The sequence below is a fragment of the Burkholderia sp. BCC1998 genome (assembly GCF_905339875.1).
In the GTDB taxonomy this organism is placed as follows: Bacteria; Pseudomonadota; Gammaproteobacteria; order Burkholderiales; family Burkholderiaceae; genus Burkholderia.
The window spans coordinates 101,812-121,391 of sequence record NZ_CAJPHE010000013.1; the positions used below are offsets into that span (position 1 = coordinate 101,812).

A 19,580-nucleotide genomic window follows, 5' to 3' on the forward strand; every position below is an offset into this window, starting at 1 on the left:
CCCCATGCGGCCCCGAGACTTGGCCGAAGCGGCCGGACCGAAGGACTTCACGCACATGACGAGTTTCCCGACTGCGTTGCATCACCGAATCCGCGAACTGGCGCGCCGCGCGCCCGACGCCCCGGCGCTCGCCGCGCCTTTTCAGAACGACCTGCGCCTGTCGCGCGGCGCGCTCGACGCGCGTGCGTCGCACCTTGCCCGCCAACTGCGCGCGGCCGGTGTCGGCGCGGAAGTGCGGGTGGGTGTCTGCGTCGAGCGCTCGTGCGAGCTGTTCGTCGCGCTGCTCGCCGTGCTGAAGGCGGGCGGCGTATTCGTGCCGCTCGATCCGCGTCATCCGGCCGCGCGCCTCGACTGGATCGTCCGCGATGCGCAACTGCGGCACGGCGTCGTCGATGCGGCCGGCCGCGCGGCGCTCGGCGCGTCGTTCGAACACGCATTCGACGCAAGCTCCGCGGAGGCCGCCGCCGGCGTCGACGACGAGGACGTGCCGGTGCATCCGCGCTCGGCCGCCTACATGATCTATACGTCGGGCTCGACCGGCACGCCGAAGGCGGTGGTCGTCGAGCACGGGCCGCTCGCCGCGCATTGCGATGCGCTCGCGGCCGCGCTGCCGATCGCGGGCGGCGACCGCCTGCTGCATTTCGCGTCGGTCAATTTCGATGCCGCGCACGAGTGCTGGCTCGCGCCGCTCGCGGTTGGCGCGAGCGTGACGATCGCGCCGCCGCAACCGTTCGCGCCGGACGCCGCGCATGCGCTGATGGTGCGCGAAGCGGTCAGCGTCGCCGCATTTCCGCCGGCCTACCTGCGCGAATTCGCGGCCGTCGCCGCGCGCGACGGCGTGCCGCCGGCCTTGCGCGTGCTCGCGTTCGGCGGCGAAGCGCTGCCGCAACAGGCATTCGAATTCGTGCGCCGCACGTTCCCGTCGGTACGCCTGATCAACGGCTACGGGCCGACCGAGGCCGTGATCTCACCGATGCTGTGGCCGGTCGAGCCGGGTGAAATGCCCGCGCTGGCAGCGGACGATGCGTATGCGTCGCTGCCGATCGGTCGCGCGATCGGCCCGCGTGTCGCGCGCATCGACGGCGACGCGGCCGGCGAGCCGAATGACGCGGGCGAGGGCGGCGAGCTGCTGCTCGGCGGCGTGTGTCTCGCGCGCGGCTATCACGGCCGCCCGGCGCTGACGGCCGAACGCTTCATTCCCGATGCGCACGGCGAGCCCGGTGCCCGCGTCTATCGCACCGGCGATCTTGCGCGCCTGCGCGCCGACGGTGCGTTCGATTATCTCGGCCGCCTCGACGATCAGGTCCAGGTGCGCGGCGTGCGTGTGGAGCCCGCGGAAATCGCCGCGTGCCTGCGCACGCATCCGGCAGTGGCCGACGCGGCCGTGATCGCCGAAACCGGCAACGGGCCGACGCGGCTGATCGCGTGCGTCGCGCTGCGCGCGGCCGCCGACGACGCGGCGCTGAAGGCGCACGTGGGCGCGCAATTGCCCGCCGCGTGGCAGCCGCACCGCTTCGTGCGCTGCGATGCGCTGCCGTACACGCTGAACGGCAAGCTCGACCGTGCCGCGCTGCGCGAGCGCAGCGCGGCCGCGCGCGACGCCGAAGCACCCGCCGGCGCCGCGCCGCGCACGCCGACCGAAGCGCAGATCGCCGGCTTCTGGCAGACGCTGCTCGGCCTCGACGCGACGCCGTCGCGCGACGATCGCTTCTTCGCGCTGGGCGCCGATTCGCTCGCCGCGATGCAACTGCAGGCCGCGATCCGCGCCGCGTTGCGCGTGAACCTGCGGCTCGACACGCTGTTCGCCGATCCGGCACTGGCCGAGCTGGCCGCGCGCGTCGATCGCGCGGAGCGCGAAACGGGCGAGCCGCTCGCCGCGATTGCCGCACGCCGTGCACCGGCCGAAGCCGCCGCATCGGGTGCCCCGCATGTCGATCGTGCCGCATCGCTCGCACAGCAACGCTTCTGGGTGCTCGCGCAAACGCGCGATGCCAGCGCCGCGTATCACATCGCCGCGCACTGGACGATCGACGGCGCGCTCGACCGCGCTGCGCTGCAGCGTGCGCTCGATCACGTGATCGGGCGGCACGACGCGTGGCGCACGACACTCGTCGACAACGACGACGGCATCGTGATGCAGCGCATCCATGCCCGTCTGCCGGTTACGATCGCGACGCTCGACTTGCGCGACCAGCCGCCGGCCGCTCGCGACGCGCAAGCCGCGCGTATCGCCGAGCGCGACGCGGGCGCACCGTTCGATCTGTCGAACGGGCCGCTGCTGCGCGCGACGCTCGTCGTGCTCGCCGACGATCGCCACCGGCTGCTGCTGACTGCGCACCACGCGATCACCGACGGCTGGAGCTCGCGCTGCGCATTCGACGAATTGTCGGCCGCGTACCGTGCGTATGCGGAAGGGCGCGAACCGTCGTTGCCGCCACTGCCGATCCAGTACGCCGACTATGCGGACTGGCAGCGCGACATGCTCGCCGGCGGCGAAGGCGAGCGCCAGCTCGATTACTGGCGCGACACCTTGCGCGACGTGCCGGGCTCGCTCGCGCTGCCGGTCGATCGGAAGCCAGGTGCGACGCGCACGCTGCAGGGCGCACGCGTGTCGGTTCGCCTGCCCGACGCGGTTGCGGCAGACGTCCGGCGTCTCGCGCGCGATGCACAGGCCACGGTCTTCACGGTACTGCTGGCCGCGCTCGACGCATGGCTGTCGCGCCTGACCGGCGAGACCGACGTGGTCGTCGCGGTGCCGGTCGCGCATCGGCAGCGCCCGGAAACCCGCGCGCTGCTCGGCCTGTTCCTGAACACGGTCGCGCTGCGCGTGCAGGTGGCGCCGACGCTGCCGTTCCGCGCGCTGGTCGACGCGGCGCGTACGGCGGCACTCGATGCGGTCGCGCACCAGGACGTGCCGTTCGAGCGCGTCGTCGATGCGGTGAAACCGCCCGTCAGGCGCGGCGACGAATGGCTGCGCGTGAAATTCGCGCAGCAGTTCGACGCGCGGCACGACAGCGTGCTGCCGGGCGCGACCGCCGTTGCGACGCCGGGGCCCGATCTCGCCGCGCGCTTCGACTTCGCGCTTGATTTCACCGACGACGCGCACGGGATCGAACTCGTCGCCGCCTATGCGACCGACTGCATCGAAGCCGACACCGCGCGCGCATGGCTCGACAGCTATGCGGCGCTCGTCGCGTCCGCCGCACATGAACCGCACCGCGCGACGGCCGCGCTGCCATGCGATGCGTCGCCGGCATCGCGCCAGCCGCGCGACGGCCGTGCGTTGCGGATCGAACACGCCGACATCGTCGCCGCGTTCGCGCGGCAGGCCGCCGCGTATCCGCATCGCGTCGCACTCGCCGATGCGTCGGCGTCGCTGACGTTCGCCGAACTCGACGATGCGTCGAACCGTATCGCACATGCGCTGAAACTGCGCGGCGCGACGGCCGAAGCACCGGTCATCGTCTGCATCGAGCGCTCGGCCCGCTTCGTCGTCGGCCTGCTCGGCGCACTGAAGGCCGGCGCGCTGGCCGTGCTGCTCGACCCGGCCCAGCCGGCCGCGCGCCTCGCGGCCGCGGCCGCCGATTGCGGCGCACGCTGGGCGTTCGTCGCGCAGCAGCCGGACGGGGCCGCGTGGCCGGCCGGCAGCGCCGCCCAGCCGCTCGACGTCGACACGCTTGCGCAGGACGCGACGCTCGCGCATGCGGCCGGCATCCGCGTCGCGCCGCATCCGGAACAGGGCGCGTACCTGATCTATACGTCGGGTTCGACCGGCACGCCGAAGGGTGTCGTCGTGTCGCACGGCGCACTGGCCGACTACGTGCAGGGGATGCTCGACGAACTCGCATTCGCACCGGACGCGTCGTTCGCGATGGTGTCGACGGTTGCCGCCGACCTCGGCCACACGACGCTGTTCGGCGCGCTGTGCGCGGGCCGCACGCTGCACCTGCTGCCGGCCGCGTGCGCGTTCGATCCGGACCTGTTCGCCGACGAGATGCGCCGCCGCGACGTCGGCGTGCTGAAGATCGTGCCGAGCCACCTGCAGGCGCTGCTCGACGCGCGCGTGCCGGCCGACGTGCTGCCGCGCCATGCGCTCGTGACCGGCGGCGAAACGCTGACGTGGGCGCTCGTCGCGCGAATCGCCGCGCTCGCGCCGGCCTGCCGCGTGATCAACCATTACGGGCCGACCGAGGCGACCGTCGGCGCGATCGCGTGCGACACCGCGTCGATCGCCGCCGATGCGCGCGATCCCGCGAGCGGCGTGCCGCTCGGCGGCCCGCTGCCGAATGCGCGCGCGCTCGTGCTCAACGCATTCGGCGCGTGCGTGCCGGCCGGCGCGGCGGGCGAACTGTATCTGGGCGGGCCGGGCGTGGCGCGCGGCTACCTGAACCGGCCCGCGCAGACCGCCGAGCGCTTCGTGCCCGATCCGTTCGCGGCCGGTGCGCGCCTGTATCGAACCGGCGACCGCGTGCGCCTGCGCGCGGACGGCCGTCTCGCGTTCCTCGGCCGCATCGACGACCAGGTGAAGATTCGCGGCTATCGCGTCGAGCCGGGCGAGGTGAGCGCGGCGGTACGCGCGGCCGGCCCGATCGCGCAGGCCGAAACGCTCGCGATCGAGCACGACGCCCGCCTGCGGCTCGCCACGTTCGTCGTGATGCGCGACGGCGCGGCATTCGACGAAGCGGCCGTGCGCGTGGCGCTCGGCGCGACGTTGCCCGACTATATGGTGCCCGCGCAGTTCGTCGTGCTCGCACGCCTGCCGGTGACCGCGAACGGCAAGCTCGATCGCGCGGCGCTGCGCGAACTGGCCGCCGCGCCGGTGGCGGTGGCCGCCGGCGATGCGCCGCAGGGGCCCGTCGAAACGGCGCTCGCCGAAGTCTGGCAAGCGGTGCTGAAGGCGCCGCACGTCGGCCGCGACGATAATTTCTTCGAGCTCGGCGGCGATTCGATCCTCGTGCTGCAGGTGATCGCACGCGCCCGCAAGCGCGGCGTGCGCTTCACGCCGAAGCAGCTGTTCGACGGCCCGACGGTCGCCGAACTCGCGCGCATCGCGAAGATCGAGGACGTTGCCGCCGCAACGACATCGACCGTGCCGGCTCGGTCCGCAACGGTTTCCGCAGCGGTCCTGACGCCTGCACAGCAGCGCTTTTTCGCGCTCGACGTGCCGCATCCGGGCCACTGGAACCAGTCGGTCGCGTTCGACGTGCGCGGTCCGTTCGACGCCGACGCATTCGCGCGTGCATTCGATACGTTGCTCACCCATCACGACGCATTCCGCCAGCGCTTCGCGCGTGGCGCGGACGGCAAGTGGCGCGCGAGCGATGCGCTGAAACCCTACGACGCGCTGCCGTTCGTCGAAGTCGCCGCGCGCGACGAAGCAGACGCACTGGCGCGCTTCGACGCGTTGCAGCGTCGCCTCGACCTCGGCCGCGGGCCGCTCGCGTGCGCATGCGCGGCGCGGCTGCCGGACGGCGCGGCGCGGCTGTATCTGGCGATTCACCACGCGATCGTCGACGGCGTGTCGTGGCGCATCCTGCTCGACGACCTCGACGCCGCGTATCGCGCCGCATGCGAGCGCACGCCCGTTCGCCTGTCGCAGCCGGGCCTGCGCGCGGATGTGTGGGCCGCGCGCCTCGCGCGTGCCGCGACGGAGCCGGCATCGCCGTTCGCCGCTGAAGCGGCTTACTGGGCCGGCATGGCACAGGGCGACGACCTGGTGCCCGATCATCCCGACGCACCGGCGACGAACGCCGACGCGGCCGTCGTCGTGCAGACCATCGACGCGGCATTGACCCGCGCCGCGCTGACCGACGCGCACGCCGCGTATCGCACGCAGACGATCGAACTGCTGGGCGCGGCGCTCGCGTTGGCGCTGGCCGGTGCCGACGGCGCCGCGTCGTGCCGCGTCGAACTCGAAGGGCATGGCCGCGAGGCGCTGTTCGACGATGCGGACGCGAGCCGCACGATCGGCTGGCTGACGAGCCACTATCCGGTCACGCTGCCGGTCGAAGCCACCGCGCGCGACACGCTGTGCGCGGTCAAGGACACGCTGCGCGCGGTGCCGCACAAGGGGCTCGGCTTCGGCGTGCTCGCGCATTACGGCGACGCGGCGACGCGTGCGGCGCTGGCCGCCGTGCCGCGTCCGCGCGTCACGTTCAACTATCTCGGCCAGTTCGACGCGCCGCGCGACGCAGCGCTCGTGCCGCGCTTCGGCGGCACCGGCATCGAGCGCGACCCGCAAGGGCCGCTCGGCAACACGCTCGCGATCCATGCGTACCTCGATACCGACCGCGACGGCGCGCGCACGCTGAAGGTTCACTGGGTATACGGCGCGCCGCAGTTCGAGCGCGCGACGATCGATGCGCTCGCGGAACGCTTTGCGGCCGCACTGCGCGAACTCGCCGACGCATGCGCATCGCGTGTCGCGCATCGCGGCGGCGGCGCGACGCCAGGCGACTTCCCGCTCGCGCAGGCCGCCGGCCTCACGCAGGCCGCGATCGAGCGCGCGCCGCTCGACTGGCGCACGATCGACGACGTGTATCCGTTGTCGCCGATGCAGCAGGGGATCCTGTTCCATGCGCTGTTCGCGCCCGGTCATGCGAGCTACGTGAACCAGCTCGTCGCGACCGCGACTGCGCTCGATACCGACCGGCTCGCGGCCGCGTTCGCCGCCTCGGTCGCACGTCACGACATCCTGCGCACCAGCGTGATGCCCGACGAGGCCGCACCGCTGCAATGCGTGCATCGCCATGCGCGGATGCCGGTCGAGCAACTCGACTGGCGTACGCGCGGCGACACGCTCGACGCCGACTTCGACGCGTGGCTCGCGGTCGATCGCGCACGCGGCTTCGATTGGCGCGAGCCGCCGCTGATGCGGCTCACGGTGATCCGCGTAACGGACGACGCGTGGCGCGTCGTGTGGACGCGCCACCATGTGCTGCTCGACGGCTGGAGCACCGCGCGCCTGCTCGCGGACGTGCTGCGCGACTATCGCGACCCCGACGCGGTGTCGCCGTTCGCGAGCCGCCCGGCGCTGCGCTATCGCGACTTCATCGCGTGGCTCGGCACGCGCGACCGCGACGCCGACGAGCGTTTCTGGACCCGGCGGCTCGCGCGCCTCGACGCGCCGACGCTGATCGCCGAGCGTGTGGCCGACCGCGCGGACGCCGAGATGGTCACGTGGCGCGCGACGATCGACGCGGCCGCGACGACGCGTATCGCGCACACGGCGCGCGCGCTGAAGCTGACCGTCAACACGCTGGTGCAGGGCGCGTGGGCGCTCGCGCTGCAGCGCATGACGCACCAGCCGGCCGTCGCGTTCGGCGCGACCGTCGCGGGCCGTCCCGATGCGCTCGCGGACGTCGATACGGTGCTCGGCCTCTTCATCAACACGCTGCCGGTGATCACGGCGCCCGCGCCGCAACAACGCGCGGCCGACTGGCTGCAAGGATTGCAGCGCGAGAACGCGGCGGCCGCCGAGCATGCGCATACGCCGCTCGCCGACATCCAGCGCTGGGCGCGCGGCGCCGGCGGCGCGCTGTTCGACACGCTGGTCGTGTTCGAGAACTACCCGGTCGACGACACGGCGCGCGATGCCGATCCGCGTGCGCTCGCGCTGCGCGGCGTGCGCAGCATCGAGTCGACCGATTTCGCGCTGACGCTCGTGATCGAAAGCGGCGCCGAGCTCACGATCGACTACGGCTACGACACCGCGCGCGTCGATGCGCACCAGGTCGAGACCTGGCACCGCGCGTTCGCGTGCGCGCTCGATGCGCTGGCCCGCACGCCCGACGCGCTGCTCGGCACGCTGTCGATCGCCGACGACGCGACGCGCGACGCGCTGGCCAGCGCGCAAGACACCGCACGGAGCTGGCCGGACGCGCAGCGGCAACCGCTGCATCTGCAATTCGCGGACGCCGCACGCGCAACGCCCGATGCGATCGCACTCGAATACACGGATGCCCAGGGCCACGTGCAACGCGCGACCTATCGCGAACTCGACCGGAACACGACGCGCGTCGCCGCCGCGTTGCGCCGGCGCGGCGTGCAGCCCGACACGCCGGTCGCGCTGTGCGTCGAGCGTTCGTTCGACATGGTGACGGCGCTCGTCGGCGTGCTGAAGGCCGGCGCCGCGTACCTGCCGGTCGACCCCGACTATCCGGCCGAGCGCATCGCGTACCTGCTGCGCGACGCGCGGCCCGCGGTCGCGATCACCCAGGCCCATCTGAGCGCGCGAGTCGAGGCCGCGCTCGGCGACGACGCGACGACGCAGTTGCTGACGGTCGCCGATCTGCTCGCCGATGAAGCGAACGATGGCGGCGAGCACGGCGAAGCGGGCGATGCCGCCGAGATCGCGACCGACATCGACGCCGCCCAGCTCGCGTACCTGATCTACACGTCCGGCTCGACCGGCAAGCCGAAGGGCGCCGGCAACTCGCACGGCGCGCTCGCGAACCGGATCGCGTGGATGCAGCACGCGTACCGGCTCACGCGCGACGACGTCGTGCTGCACAAGACGCCGTTCGGCTTCGACGTGTCGGTGTGGGAATTCGTGTGGCCGCTCGCGACCGGCGCGAAGCTCGCGATCGCCGCGCCCGGCGACCACCGCGATCCGGCCCGCCTCGCGGCCGCGATCCATGCGCACGGCGTGACGGTGCTGCACTTCGTGCCGTCGATGCTGGCCGCGTTCGCCGCGTATCTCGACGATTTCCACGCCGCCGCGCAATGCGACAGCGTGCGCCTGATCGTCGCGAGCGGCGAGGCGCTCGCGCCGGAACTCGTCGTGAAGGTCGCGCGGCTCGTGCCGAACGCGACGCTCGTGAACCTGTACGGGCCGACGGAAGCCGCGATCGACGTGTCGCACTGGACCTGCGGCCCCGACGACGCCAACGCATTCGCGGTGCCGATCGGCCATCCGATCGCGAACCTGCAGCTGCACGTGCTCGACGCGGCCTGGCAGCCGGTGCCGGCCGGTGCGACCGGCGAACTGTATCTGGCCGGCGCGGGGCTCGCGCGCGGCTATCTCGGCCGCCCGGGGCTGACCGCCGAGCGTTTCGTGCCCGATCCGTTCGTGCCGGGCGCGCGCATGTATCGCACCGGCGACCTCGCACGGCGTCGCGCCGACGGCGCGCTCGACTACCTCGGCCGCGTCGACACGCAGGTGAAGCTGCGCGGCCAGCGGATCGAGCCGGGTGAAATCGAGGCGCTGCTGCGCACGGCGCCGGGCGTGCACGACGCGGTCGTGATCGTGCGCGACGAGCAACTGATCGGCTATGTCGCACGCGGCGACGCAGGGCCGCTCGATCGTGCGGCCCTGCTGGATTCGCTGCGCGCGCAGTTGCCGGCCTACATGGTGCCGTCGCAGCTGATCGAACTCGACGCGCTGCCGGTCACGCCGAACGGCAAGTGCGACCGCCATGCGTTGCCCGCACCGGTGCGCGAGGCGGCCGCGGCCAGCGAACTCGTGACCGACACGGAGCGCGCGCTCGCGGCGATCTGGCAACGCGTGCTGCACGTCGACGCGATCGGCCGCGACGACGATTTCTTCCTGCTCGGCGGCCACTCGCTGCTCGCGACGCAAGCCCATGCGCAGGCGAACCTGCACTGGGGCCTCGCGCTGCCGCTGCGCACGCTGTTCGACACCCGCACGCTCGCACGCTGCGCGGACGCGATCGATGCGGCCTGCGCGGCACGCGGCGCGACCGACGCGGCGAGCGCGATCGACGCGCTGCTCGGCGAACTGGAAACCCAATAAGGACGACGGATGACGAGGATGCAACCCGACTGGCTCGCACTCGCGACGCGTTTCGCGCAATTGCCCGACGCGCAGCGCGCGGTGTTCATCGACAAGCTCGGCGCGGCCGGCATCGACTTTCGCATGCTGCCGATCCCGCCGCGCACGCCGCGCGGCGACCGTGTGCCGGCATCGTTCGCGCAGACGCGGCTGTGGCTGCACGCGCGGCTGATCGACGCGCCGGACGCGTATCACATCACCGAGCGGCTCGCGCTGACGGGCCCGCTCGACGCGCACGCGCTGCGGCTCGCGTGCGATGCGCTGATCGCGCGCCATGAAGCGCTGCGCACGACCTTCGACGAAGCGGAGGACGGCGTCGCGCAGACGATCCATCCGCCGCTGCGCTGCCCGTGGCGCGAGACCGGTCTCGAAGCGCTGCCCGACGCGCAGCGCATGGCACGCGCCGAAAGCATCGCGACGGCCGACGAAGCCGCCGCGTTCGATCTCGGCGCGGCGCCGCTCATGCGCGCACACCTGATCCGTCTCGACGCGACGCATCACTGGCTCGCGCTGACCGTTCACCACATCGTGTCGGACGGCTGGTCGTCGGACGTGATGCGGTTCGAACTCGCGGCGTTCTATCGCGCGTATGCGTCGGGCGCGCCGGTGCCGCTCGCGCCGCTGCCGATCCAGTATGCGGACTATGCGCTGTGGCAACGCCGCTGGCTCGATGCCGGCGAGCGCGATCGCCAGCTGGCGTTCTGGCGCGAGCGCCTCGACCCGCAACGCGGCGTGCTGACGCTGCCCGGCGCCGCAGCGCGGCCGGCGCGCCGCAGCGCACGCGGTGCGCGTCACGTGTTTTCCCTCGACGCACACACCGGCGCGCGGCTGCGCGCGTTCGCGGCCGCGTCGGGCGCGACGCCGTTCGCGGTGCTGCTCGCGGCGCTTGACGCGCTGCTCGCGCGCGCGACCGGCGATGCGCGGATCTGCGTCGGCGTGCCGGCCGCGAACCGCGAGCGCGCGGAAACGGCCGGCCTGATCGGCTTTTTCGTCAACACGCTCGCGATCGATGTCGACGTGCCCGCGCACGGCGATTTCGCGTCGCTGGTCGCGCGCACGCAGCGCGCGCTCGTCGATGCGCAGATGCACCAGGACGTGCCGTTCGAGCAGGTCGTCGACGCGCTCGGCGTGCCGCGCAGCGCCAGCCACCATCCGCTGTTCCAGGTGATGGCCGCGTACGGCGAGCGCCGCGCGCTGCCGGCGCTGGGCGCAGCATCGGCGACCTTGCTGCCGTCCGGCACGCCTGCCGCGAAATTCGACCTGACGCTTGCCGTCGAGGCGACGCCCGACGGCACGTTCGACGCCGCATTCATCTATGCGCTCGACCTGTTCGACGGCGACGCGATCGCGCGGCTGGCCGCGCGCTTCGTCACGCTGCTCGGCGATGCGCTCGCGCGCCCCGACATGCTGATCGGCGATCTCGACTGGCTGCCGGCCGACGAACTCGCACAACTCTTCGCGTGGAACGCACCGGCGGGCGCGGCCGAAGCCGAACCGTTCGTGCCGGTGCACGCGCGGATCGCAGCGCACGCGCACGCACGGCCCGACGCACGCGGTGTCGCCGACATCGATCGCGCGCTGACGCGCGGCGAGGTCGACGCGCGCGCGGTCCGCATCGCACGCAATCTCGTCGCGGCCGGCGTGCGGCCCGAGATGCGCGTCGGCGTCGCGCTGCAGCGCTCGGTCGACCTGCTGGTCGCGCTGATCGCGGTGCTGAAGTCGGGCGCCGCGTTCGTGCCGCTCGATCCGGCGCATCCGCGCGAACGGCTCGCGCAGATCGTCGGCGACGCGGGCATCGCGCACGTGCTGACCGACGCCGCGAGCGCCGCCTCGCTGCCCGAGCTGCCGGCGCTGCGCGTCTGGCGCGCGGACGAAGTCGACGCGCTCGACGAAGCCGCGGACGTCGCGCTGCCGGACGTGCTGCCCGGCCATGCGGCGTACGCGATCTACACGTCCGGCTCGACCGGCAAGCCGAAGGGCGTGATCGTCGATCACGCGGCGTTCGCGCGGCATTGCGTGGCGATCGCCGAGCGCTACGGCGCGGGCGAGCACGACGTGTTCCTGCTGTTCCAGTCGGTCAACTTCGACGGCGCGCACGAAGGCTGGTTTTCGCAGTACCTGTCGGGCGCCGCCGTGTCGGTGACGGCCGACGTGCTGTGGCCGCCCGCGCAGACCTGCGCGATGATGATTCGCGACGGCGTGACGATGACCTACGTGCCGCCCGGCTGCGCCGCACAGCTTGCCGAATGGGCGCTCGTGCATGGCGCGCCGCCGACGCTGCGCTCGCTGACCGTCGGCGGCGAGGCGACGTCGCGCGAAGCGTTCGCGATGTTGCGCCGCGCGATGCCGAAAGTACGCGTGGTCAACGGCTACGGCCCGACCGAGACCGTGATCACGCCGACGCTGTGGATGTTCCGTCCCGGCGACGATCTCGCGACGCTCGGCGACGCCGCGTACCTGCCGATCGGCACGCTGGTCGGCGCGCGCACCGCGCACGTGCTCGACGCGCGGCTGCATCCGCTGCCGGTCGGCGTGATCGGCGAGCTGTACCTCGGCGGCGAGGGGATCGGCGTCGCGCGCGGCTATCTCGACCGTCCCGCGCTGACGGCCGAGCGCTTCGTGCCCGATCCGTACGGCGCGCCGGGCGCACGCCTGTATCGCACGGGCGACCTCGTGCGGCGGCGCGCGGACGGCGTATTCGACTTCATCGGCCGCGTCGATCACCAGGTGAAGCTGCGCGGGCTGCGCATCGAACTCGGCGAGATCGAGGCGCAACTGGCCGCGCACGATGCGGTGCGCGAAGCGTGCGCGGTCGTGCACGGGCAGGGCGCGCAGGCGCAGCTCGTCGCGTACGTCGAACTGACCGCCGACGCGCAGGCGGCCGCGCAACCGGTGGAGGCCGCGACGCTCGACGCGCATCTGCGCCGCATGCTGCCCGACTACATGGTGCCCGCGCAGCTGATCGTGCTCGACGCGCTGCCGCGCAACGCGAACAGCAAGGTCGATCGGGCGCAGCTGCCGGCGCCGATGCGCGTCGAACGCGCTTACGAGGCGCCGCATGACGGCGACGAAACCGCGCTCGCGGCGATCTGGCGCGACGTGCTGAACGTCGAGCGCGTCGGCCGCGGCGATCACTTCTTCGAACTCGGCGGCCATTCGCTGGCGGCGGTGCGCGTCGCGACGCGCGTTGCCGAGCGGCTCGGCCGCGACGTGCCGGTGCGCGCGCTGTTCGAAGCGCCGGTGCTCGCGCAATACGCGCGCCAGGTGGCTGAGGCGCCGCGCGCCGCGCACGCCGGCGCCGCGGCGCCGGGCGTCGCGATGGCGAAGCCCGATGCGCACGGCGTGTGGCCGCTGTCGCCCGCGCAACTCGGCCTGTGGTTCCTGTGGCGCGCGCAGCCGGACAGCGCCGCATACAACATTCCGGTCGCGCTGCGCGTGCGCGGCCCGCTCGACGTCGATGCGCTGCGCGCGGCGTTTTCGGCGGTCGCGGCCGCGCATCCGGCGCTGCGCACGCGGCTCGTCGCGCGCGACGGCATGCTGCTGGGCCAGCGGATCGACGCCGCGGCGAGCGTCGCGCTGCCGGTCGTCGACTTGTCCGCGCAGCCCGACGCGCTCGCGCGCGCGGCGGCGCTGACCGGCGCCGATGCGCTCGCACCGTTCGATCTCGCGGCCGACGCGCCGCTGTGGCGCGCCCGCGTGCTGCGGCTCGGCGCGGACGATCACGTGCTGTCGGTGACGATCCATCACATCGTGTCGGACGGCGAATCGATCGAGCTGTGGCTCGACGCGGTGCGCGCGCGCTATGTCGCGCTCGTGCGCGGCGAAGCGGCCCGGGCCTCTTCGACGACGACGACGCCAGAAAACACGCCGCTCGTGCTGCCCGCGCCGTGCCAGCCGGCCCGTGTCGCGTACTGGCGCGACGCGCTGGCCGATCTGCCGCCGCCCATGCTGCCGCAGCGCGCCGACGCGCCGGCCGTGCCGCAATGGCGTGCGGCGCGCATCGCGTTCGAGTTCGACGCGTCGCTGATCCGTGCCGCGCGCGATGCCGCGTCGGCGTCGCACGCGACGTTGCCGATGCTGCTGCATGCGGCGCTCAATACCGCGCTGTTCCGCGTGACCGGCGCGGCCGACCAGCCGGTCGGCGTGCTGGCATCGACGCGCGAACTCACGGGTGAAGCCGCACGCGACGCGCTCGGCCTCTTCATCAATTCGGTGGTCGTACGCACGCGGCTCGATTCCACGGCCCGCCGCGCGGACGTGCTCGCTCAGGTGCGCGATACGGCGCTTGCCGCCTATGCGCATGCGGACGTGCCGTTCGCCGACGTCGTCGCGGCGCTGCGCGCGCCGCGTGCCGCGCGGGCCAATCCGCTGTTCCAGGTGATGTTCAACTACCTGCGCCCGACCGGCGCGGCCGCACGCGACTGGGCCGGCCTGTCGCTCGCCGGCTTCGACGACGTGCGTCATCGCGTCGTGTTCACGCTGGAGCTGGACGTCGTCGAACATCCGGACGGCCGCGTGAGCGCCGCGTTCTCCTATGCGGACGAACTGCTCGACGGCCGCTTCGTCGACGCGCTCGTCGATCTTTACCACGACGAAGTCGCGCGTTTCGCCGGTGCGGCGCAAGCGCCGCTCGGCGTGCCCGATGCGCTGTTTGCCGCGCCGGCAGCGGTCGCGGTCGCACCGGCCGGCAACGCGACCCATGCGGCGGCGTCATCGCGCGTGCCGAACACGGCTGCCGCGCTCGCCGCGCTGTGGTCGGACACGTTCGCGACGGCCGCGCCCGCGCCCGATGCCGATCTGTTCGAGGCCGGCGCGACGTCGTTCGACGTCGTGCGTTTCGTCGATGCGGCGAGCCGCGACGGGCACGCGCTGACGGTCGCCGACGTGTTCGCGGCGCCGACGCTCGCGGCGCTCGGCACGCATCTCGACGCAGCGGCGCACTCGCGGCTGGAGGTGCGCGATGCTGGCTGAAGTGCGCCCGGACGGATTCACGCTGCTCGATACGTACCGCCTCGCGTTCGCGGACGGCTTGTTCGCGGTGCGCGACGGCACGGAGATCCGCGTCGCACAGGGCGACGGCATCGGCGCGCAGCTGCTGCGTGCGCAACTCGGCGACGACGGCGCGCTGCGCCTCGTCGCCTACAACCATCGCGCGGCGCCGGCCGACCAGCGCCGCGCGCTGCTGGCCGCGCTCGCCGCGGCGTTTTCGGACAGCGCGCGCCACGCGGCGATCCGGCTCGACCCGGCCGCATGGCCGGCGGTCGCGCTCGATGCGCTGCGCGCGAGCGGCGTGCTGGCCGACGGCGGCCGGTGCATGCGCGAGGGCTGGGCCCAGCAGGCCGATCTGTGGCGCGTCGGCGCGCATCTGCCGTGCGCGACGCTGCCGATGCTGACCGACGGCCGGCGTCATCCGCGCCGGCCGCCCGCGCCGCGCGGCGACGTGTATGCGCGCGACCTGCCGGCGCTCGGCGTGCGCTTCACGCTGCGCGGCTGGCAGCCGGGCGAGGATGCCGCGCGCCTTGCGCACTGGTTCGACGAGCCGCGCGTGCGCGACGGCTGGCCGGGCACGCAGCCCGGCGCGCACGACACGGCGCCCGATGCCGATCCGCACGTGAGCCCGCTCGTCGGCTGCTTCGACGGCGAACCGTTCGCGTACGTCGAGGCGTACTGGCTGAAGGAAGACCCGCTCGCGCCGCACGTCGGCGCGCGCGACTACGACCGCGGGCTGCGGATGCTGGTCGGCGCATCGCGCTGGCGCGGCCCGCATTGCGTGGCGGGCTGGCTGTCGTCCGTCGTGCATTACCTGTTTCTCGACGACCCGCGCACCGAAGCGGTCGGCTGCGCGGTCCCGGCCGGCCGCGCGCGGGTCGTCGATACCCTCGCGCGGCACGGCTTCGCGCGGCAGCGCCGCCTGGCGCTCGCCGACGGGCAGCCGCTGTGGATGCGCACGCTGCGCGAGACCTTCTTCTCCGGCCGTCACGTCTGACGGGCCGGTTTCACCGACAAGGGAGCTGAGAGACATGCAGAGAGAAACCGTATTCGACCTGATCGGCGTCGGCTTCGGGCCGTCGAACCTGGCGCTGGCCGTGCGCCTCGCGGAACGCCGCGGCACGCGTCCGTTCGCGCATTGCTTCGTCGAACGCCAGCCGGAATTCGGCTGGCACCGCGGCATGCTGCTCGACGACTGCCGGATGCAGATCTCGTTTCTGAAGGATCTCGTCACGATGCGCGATCCGAAGAGCCGCTACACGTTCATCAACTATCTGTTCGAACGCGGCCGGCTGAACGAATTCGTCAACCTGAAGAACTTCTATCCGACCCGCGTCGAATTCCACGACTACCTGAGCTGGGTCGCCGGCGCGTTCGACGAGCACGTCCACTACAGCGAAACCGTCACGGCGATCGAGCCCGTTCACGGCGACGGCGCGCGCGTCGATGCGCTGCGCGTGTTGTCGCGCGATGCGGCCGGCCGCGAACGCCAGCGCGTGACGCGTGCGCTGTCGGTCGGCGTCGGCGGCACGCCGGCGGTGCCGGACGCGTTCGCCGCGCTCGGCCGCGACCGCGTGATCCATTCGTCGTCCTACCTGACCGACATCGACCGGCTGGTCGCGTCGCCGGACGGCGAGCGCCGTCGCGTCGCGGTAATCGGCGCGGGGCAGAGCGCGGCCGAGGTGTTCATCGACCTCGCGCGCCGCTTCCCGCACGTCGACGCGAGCCTCGTGATGCGCGCGGGCGCACTGAAACCGGCCGACGACAGCCCGTTCGTCAACGAGATCTTCAGTCCCGCGTTCACCGACGTCGTCTACGCGCAGCCGCACGATGCGCGCCGCGCGCTGCTCGAGCGCTATCGCGACACCAACTACGCGGTGGTCGACCGGCCGCTGATCGAGCAGATCTACGAAATGCTGTACCTGCAGCGCATCGACGGCACGCCGCGTCACGCGCTGCGCGCGAACAGCGCGATCGAGGCCGCGGTGCGCACCGCCGACGGCCGCATCGAGCTGACGCTGCGCGACCGGATGAACGGCGCGACGCACGTCGAACGCTTCGACGCGCTGGTGCTGGCGACCGGCTACCGGCGCGACACGCATTCGGCGCTGCTCGAAGGACTCGCGCCGCACCTGGGCGATGCGCTCACGCGCGGCGACGTCACGCGCGACTACCTGCTCGCGACGCCCGAGCACTTCGCGCCGCGCATCTACCTGCAAGGCTGCTGCGAAGACAGCCACGGCCTGTCCGACACGCTGCTGTCGGTCCTCGCGCGCCGTGCGGACGAGATCTGTGCGTCGCTCGAGGAAGGGATCGCACCTGACCATGACGACGGGGCGGTCCGGGCGCTGCATGAACAACGACACCAAAACGGGGCGAGCGCGGGCCGCATGGCTTTCGCTCTTTGACAAAGGCGCGGTCGGAGACCGCATCAAAAAAGTGGAGCAGAGAAAGATGGAGTGGGCAACAGGCACGCGTGTGCGTGCGATCGCAGCCGCGGCGAGCGTGGCGTTCGGGATGGCGGCAGGGCATGCATACGCCCAGACGGCGCCGGCCGTGAACGCAGGTGCCGCGGTGTCGGCCGGCAGTGCGCAGAACGGTGCGGCGGCTAGTGCGGTGGCAAGCACGTCGACCGGCGCGCAGAATGGCTCGACGACCGGCACGCTGCCGGCGATCAACGTCAACGCGGGCTCGCAAGGCGACGGCACGGTCGGGCTCGTCGCGAAGCGCAGCCGGACCGGCACCAAGACCGATACGTCAATCAACGAAATCCCGCAGACGATCAACATCGTCACCGCGCAGCAGATCGAGATGACCGGCGCGACCGACGTGAACGCGGCGCTGCGCTACGTGCCGGGTTTCTCGTCGTACGGCTCGGACAACCGTTCCGACTGGTACGCGGCGCTGCGCGGCTTCACGCCGACCGCGTACGTGAACGGCCTGCAGGTGCCGAACACGCTGAACCTGTCGAGCTGGCGCGTCGATCCGTACATGATCGACAGCATCACCGTGCTGCGCGGGCCGACGTCGGTGCTGTACGGCGCCGGCGACCCGGGCGCGATCATCGACGTGCAGACCAAGACGGCCGACGGCGAGCGCGTTCGCGAAGCCGGCGTGCAGTTCGGCAACTATGCGCGCAAGCAGTTCATGATCGATGTCGGCGACAAGCTCGATGCGGACGGCAAGTATGCGTACCGGTTCGTCGGCGTCGCGCGCGACGGCAACGCGCTGACCGGCCCGAACAACGACCAGCGCGTCGCGCTCGCGCCGTCGTTCCGCTGGCGCCCGGACGCGGATACGTCGCTGACGCTGTCCGCCACGTACCTGCAGGACTGGGGCGACATCTCGTCGAACTTCCTGCCGGCCGAGGGCACGGTGTTGCCGAACCCGAACGGGCAGCTCGACAAGGACGTCTACGGCGGCGACCCAGATTTCAACTACTACCGCAAGAAGCAGTGGTCGCTCGGCTACCAGTTCGAGCGGAATCTGAACTCGATGTGGACGTTCCGCCAGAACGTGCGCTGGATGCACCTGTCGCTCGACAACGGCTCGGTGTTCGGCGCGGGCTTCGCGGACGGCAGCCTGACCGACATCAACCGCTGGGCCGGCGTGTTCCAGACGAACTACAGCCGCTTCGACATCGACAACAACCTGCAGGGCCGCTTCGGCACGGGGCCGCTCGAGCACACGCTGCTGCTCGGCTTCCAGTACAACCGGCAGACCGCGACCGACAGCGAATGGCTGGCCGCCGCGCCGACGCTGAACATCTACAACCCGGTCTACACGCCCGTCACGCTGTCCGTGTTCTCGCCGCCGAACACCACGTACCGCACCAACACGTACACGACGATGAACACGTTCGGGCTGTACGTGCAGGACCAGGTCAAGTGGAACCGCTGGACGCTGACGCTCGGCGGCCGCGAGGACTGGGTCAACCAGCGGATGGACGACCGCGAGGGCGGCACGCAGTCGAAGGCCGACATCAGTGCGTTCACCGGCCGCGTGGGCCTGACCTACCAGGGCGACTACGGGCTGTCGCCGTACGTCAGCTACGCGACGTCGTTCAACCCGCTGATCGGCGTGAACCTGTACGGCGGCGGCCTGCCGCAGCCGACCCGCGGCAAGCAGATCGAGGCCGGCCTGCGCTGGCAGCCGCCCGGCAAGAACCTGATGCTGAGCGCGGCGATCTACCAGATCAACCAGACCAACGTGCTCACGTCGACGCCGCTCAATCTCGATTCGTCCGGCACGACGTCGGTCCAGACGGGCGAAGTGCGCTCGCGCGGGATCGAGCTGAACGCGACCGGCAAGCTCACGCGCAACCTGTCGCTGATCGCGTCCTACGTCTACCAGGACGTGAAGAACGTGAAGGCGAACGACGCATCGCTGAACAACTGGCCGGTCGACATTCCGCGACCGCGCCAGATGGCGTCGCTGTGGGCCGACTGGACGTGGCACACGGGGCCGCTCACGGGCTTCGGCCTGGGCGGCGGCGTGCGTTACCAGAGCGCGTCGGCCGGTGCGGCCGACAACTCGCTGACGGTCGCGAGCTACACGCTGTTCGACGCGGGCGTGCACTACGACACGCGCAACTGGCGCTTCGCCGTGAACGGGACGAACCTGTTCAACCGCCACTACATCAGCGGTTGCCAGTCGACGAGCGTCTGCATTTTCGGGACCGACCGCACGGTGCTCGCCACCGCGAAATACAACTGGTGACGCCGCGCGCCGCGGCGCGCCGGCCGGCCTTCGGGCCGGCGCGGGCGGGCCGCGGCGCCGTCGTCCGTTTTTTCCACGA

General features: G+C 72.2%; 5 protein-coding genes. All 5 read left to right on the forward strand.

Going from position 1 to position 19,580, the window contains the following annotated elements; all coding sequences use genetic code 11:
- Positions 1–55 precede the first annotated feature (55 nt).
- From U5A56_RS22300 to U5A56_RS22320, 5 genes are read left to right on the forward strand one after another with little or no spacing between them, the layout of a single operon-like run.
- The gene (locus U5A56_RS22300) at positions 56–9,754 is read left to right on the forward strand and encodes a non-ribosomal peptide synthetase (protein WP_044843629.1); all 9,699 of its coding nucleotides are present in this window, start codon (positions 56–58) and stop codon (positions 9,752–9,754) included.
- Between the two features lie 9 nt (positions 9,755–9,763).
- Positions 9,764–14,764, forward strand: a complete 5,001-nt coding sequence (locus U5A56_RS22305; protein WP_321924598.1) for a non-ribosomal peptide synthetase — start codon at positions 9,764–9,766, stop codon at positions 14,762–14,764.
- Positions 14,754–15,779 carry a GNAT family N-acetyltransferase gene (locus U5A56_RS22310; protein ID WP_321924600.1) on the forward strand — a complete coding sequence of 342 codons (1,026 nt, stop codon included), beginning with the start codon at positions 14,754–14,756 and terminating at the stop codon, positions 15,777–15,779. The genes U5A56_RS22305 and U5A56_RS22310 overlap by 11 nt, the downstream gene beginning before the upstream one ends.
- A gap of 34 nt (positions 15,780–15,813) precedes the next feature.
- On the forward strand, positions 15,814–17,190 hold the full coding sequence (locus U5A56_RS22315; protein ID WP_321924602.1) for a lysine N(6)-hydroxylase/L-ornithine N(5)-oxygenase family protein: 1,377 nt from the start codon (positions 15,814–15,816) through the stop codon (positions 17,188–17,190).
- 46 nt (positions 17,191–17,236) lie between these two features.
- Positions 17,237–19,501, forward strand: coding sequence for a TonB-dependent siderophore receptor (locus U5A56_RS22320; RefSeq protein WP_321924603.1), 2,265 nt, complete (start codon positions 17,237–17,239; stop codon positions 19,499–19,501).
- Positions 19,502–19,580 lie beyond the last annotated feature (79 nt).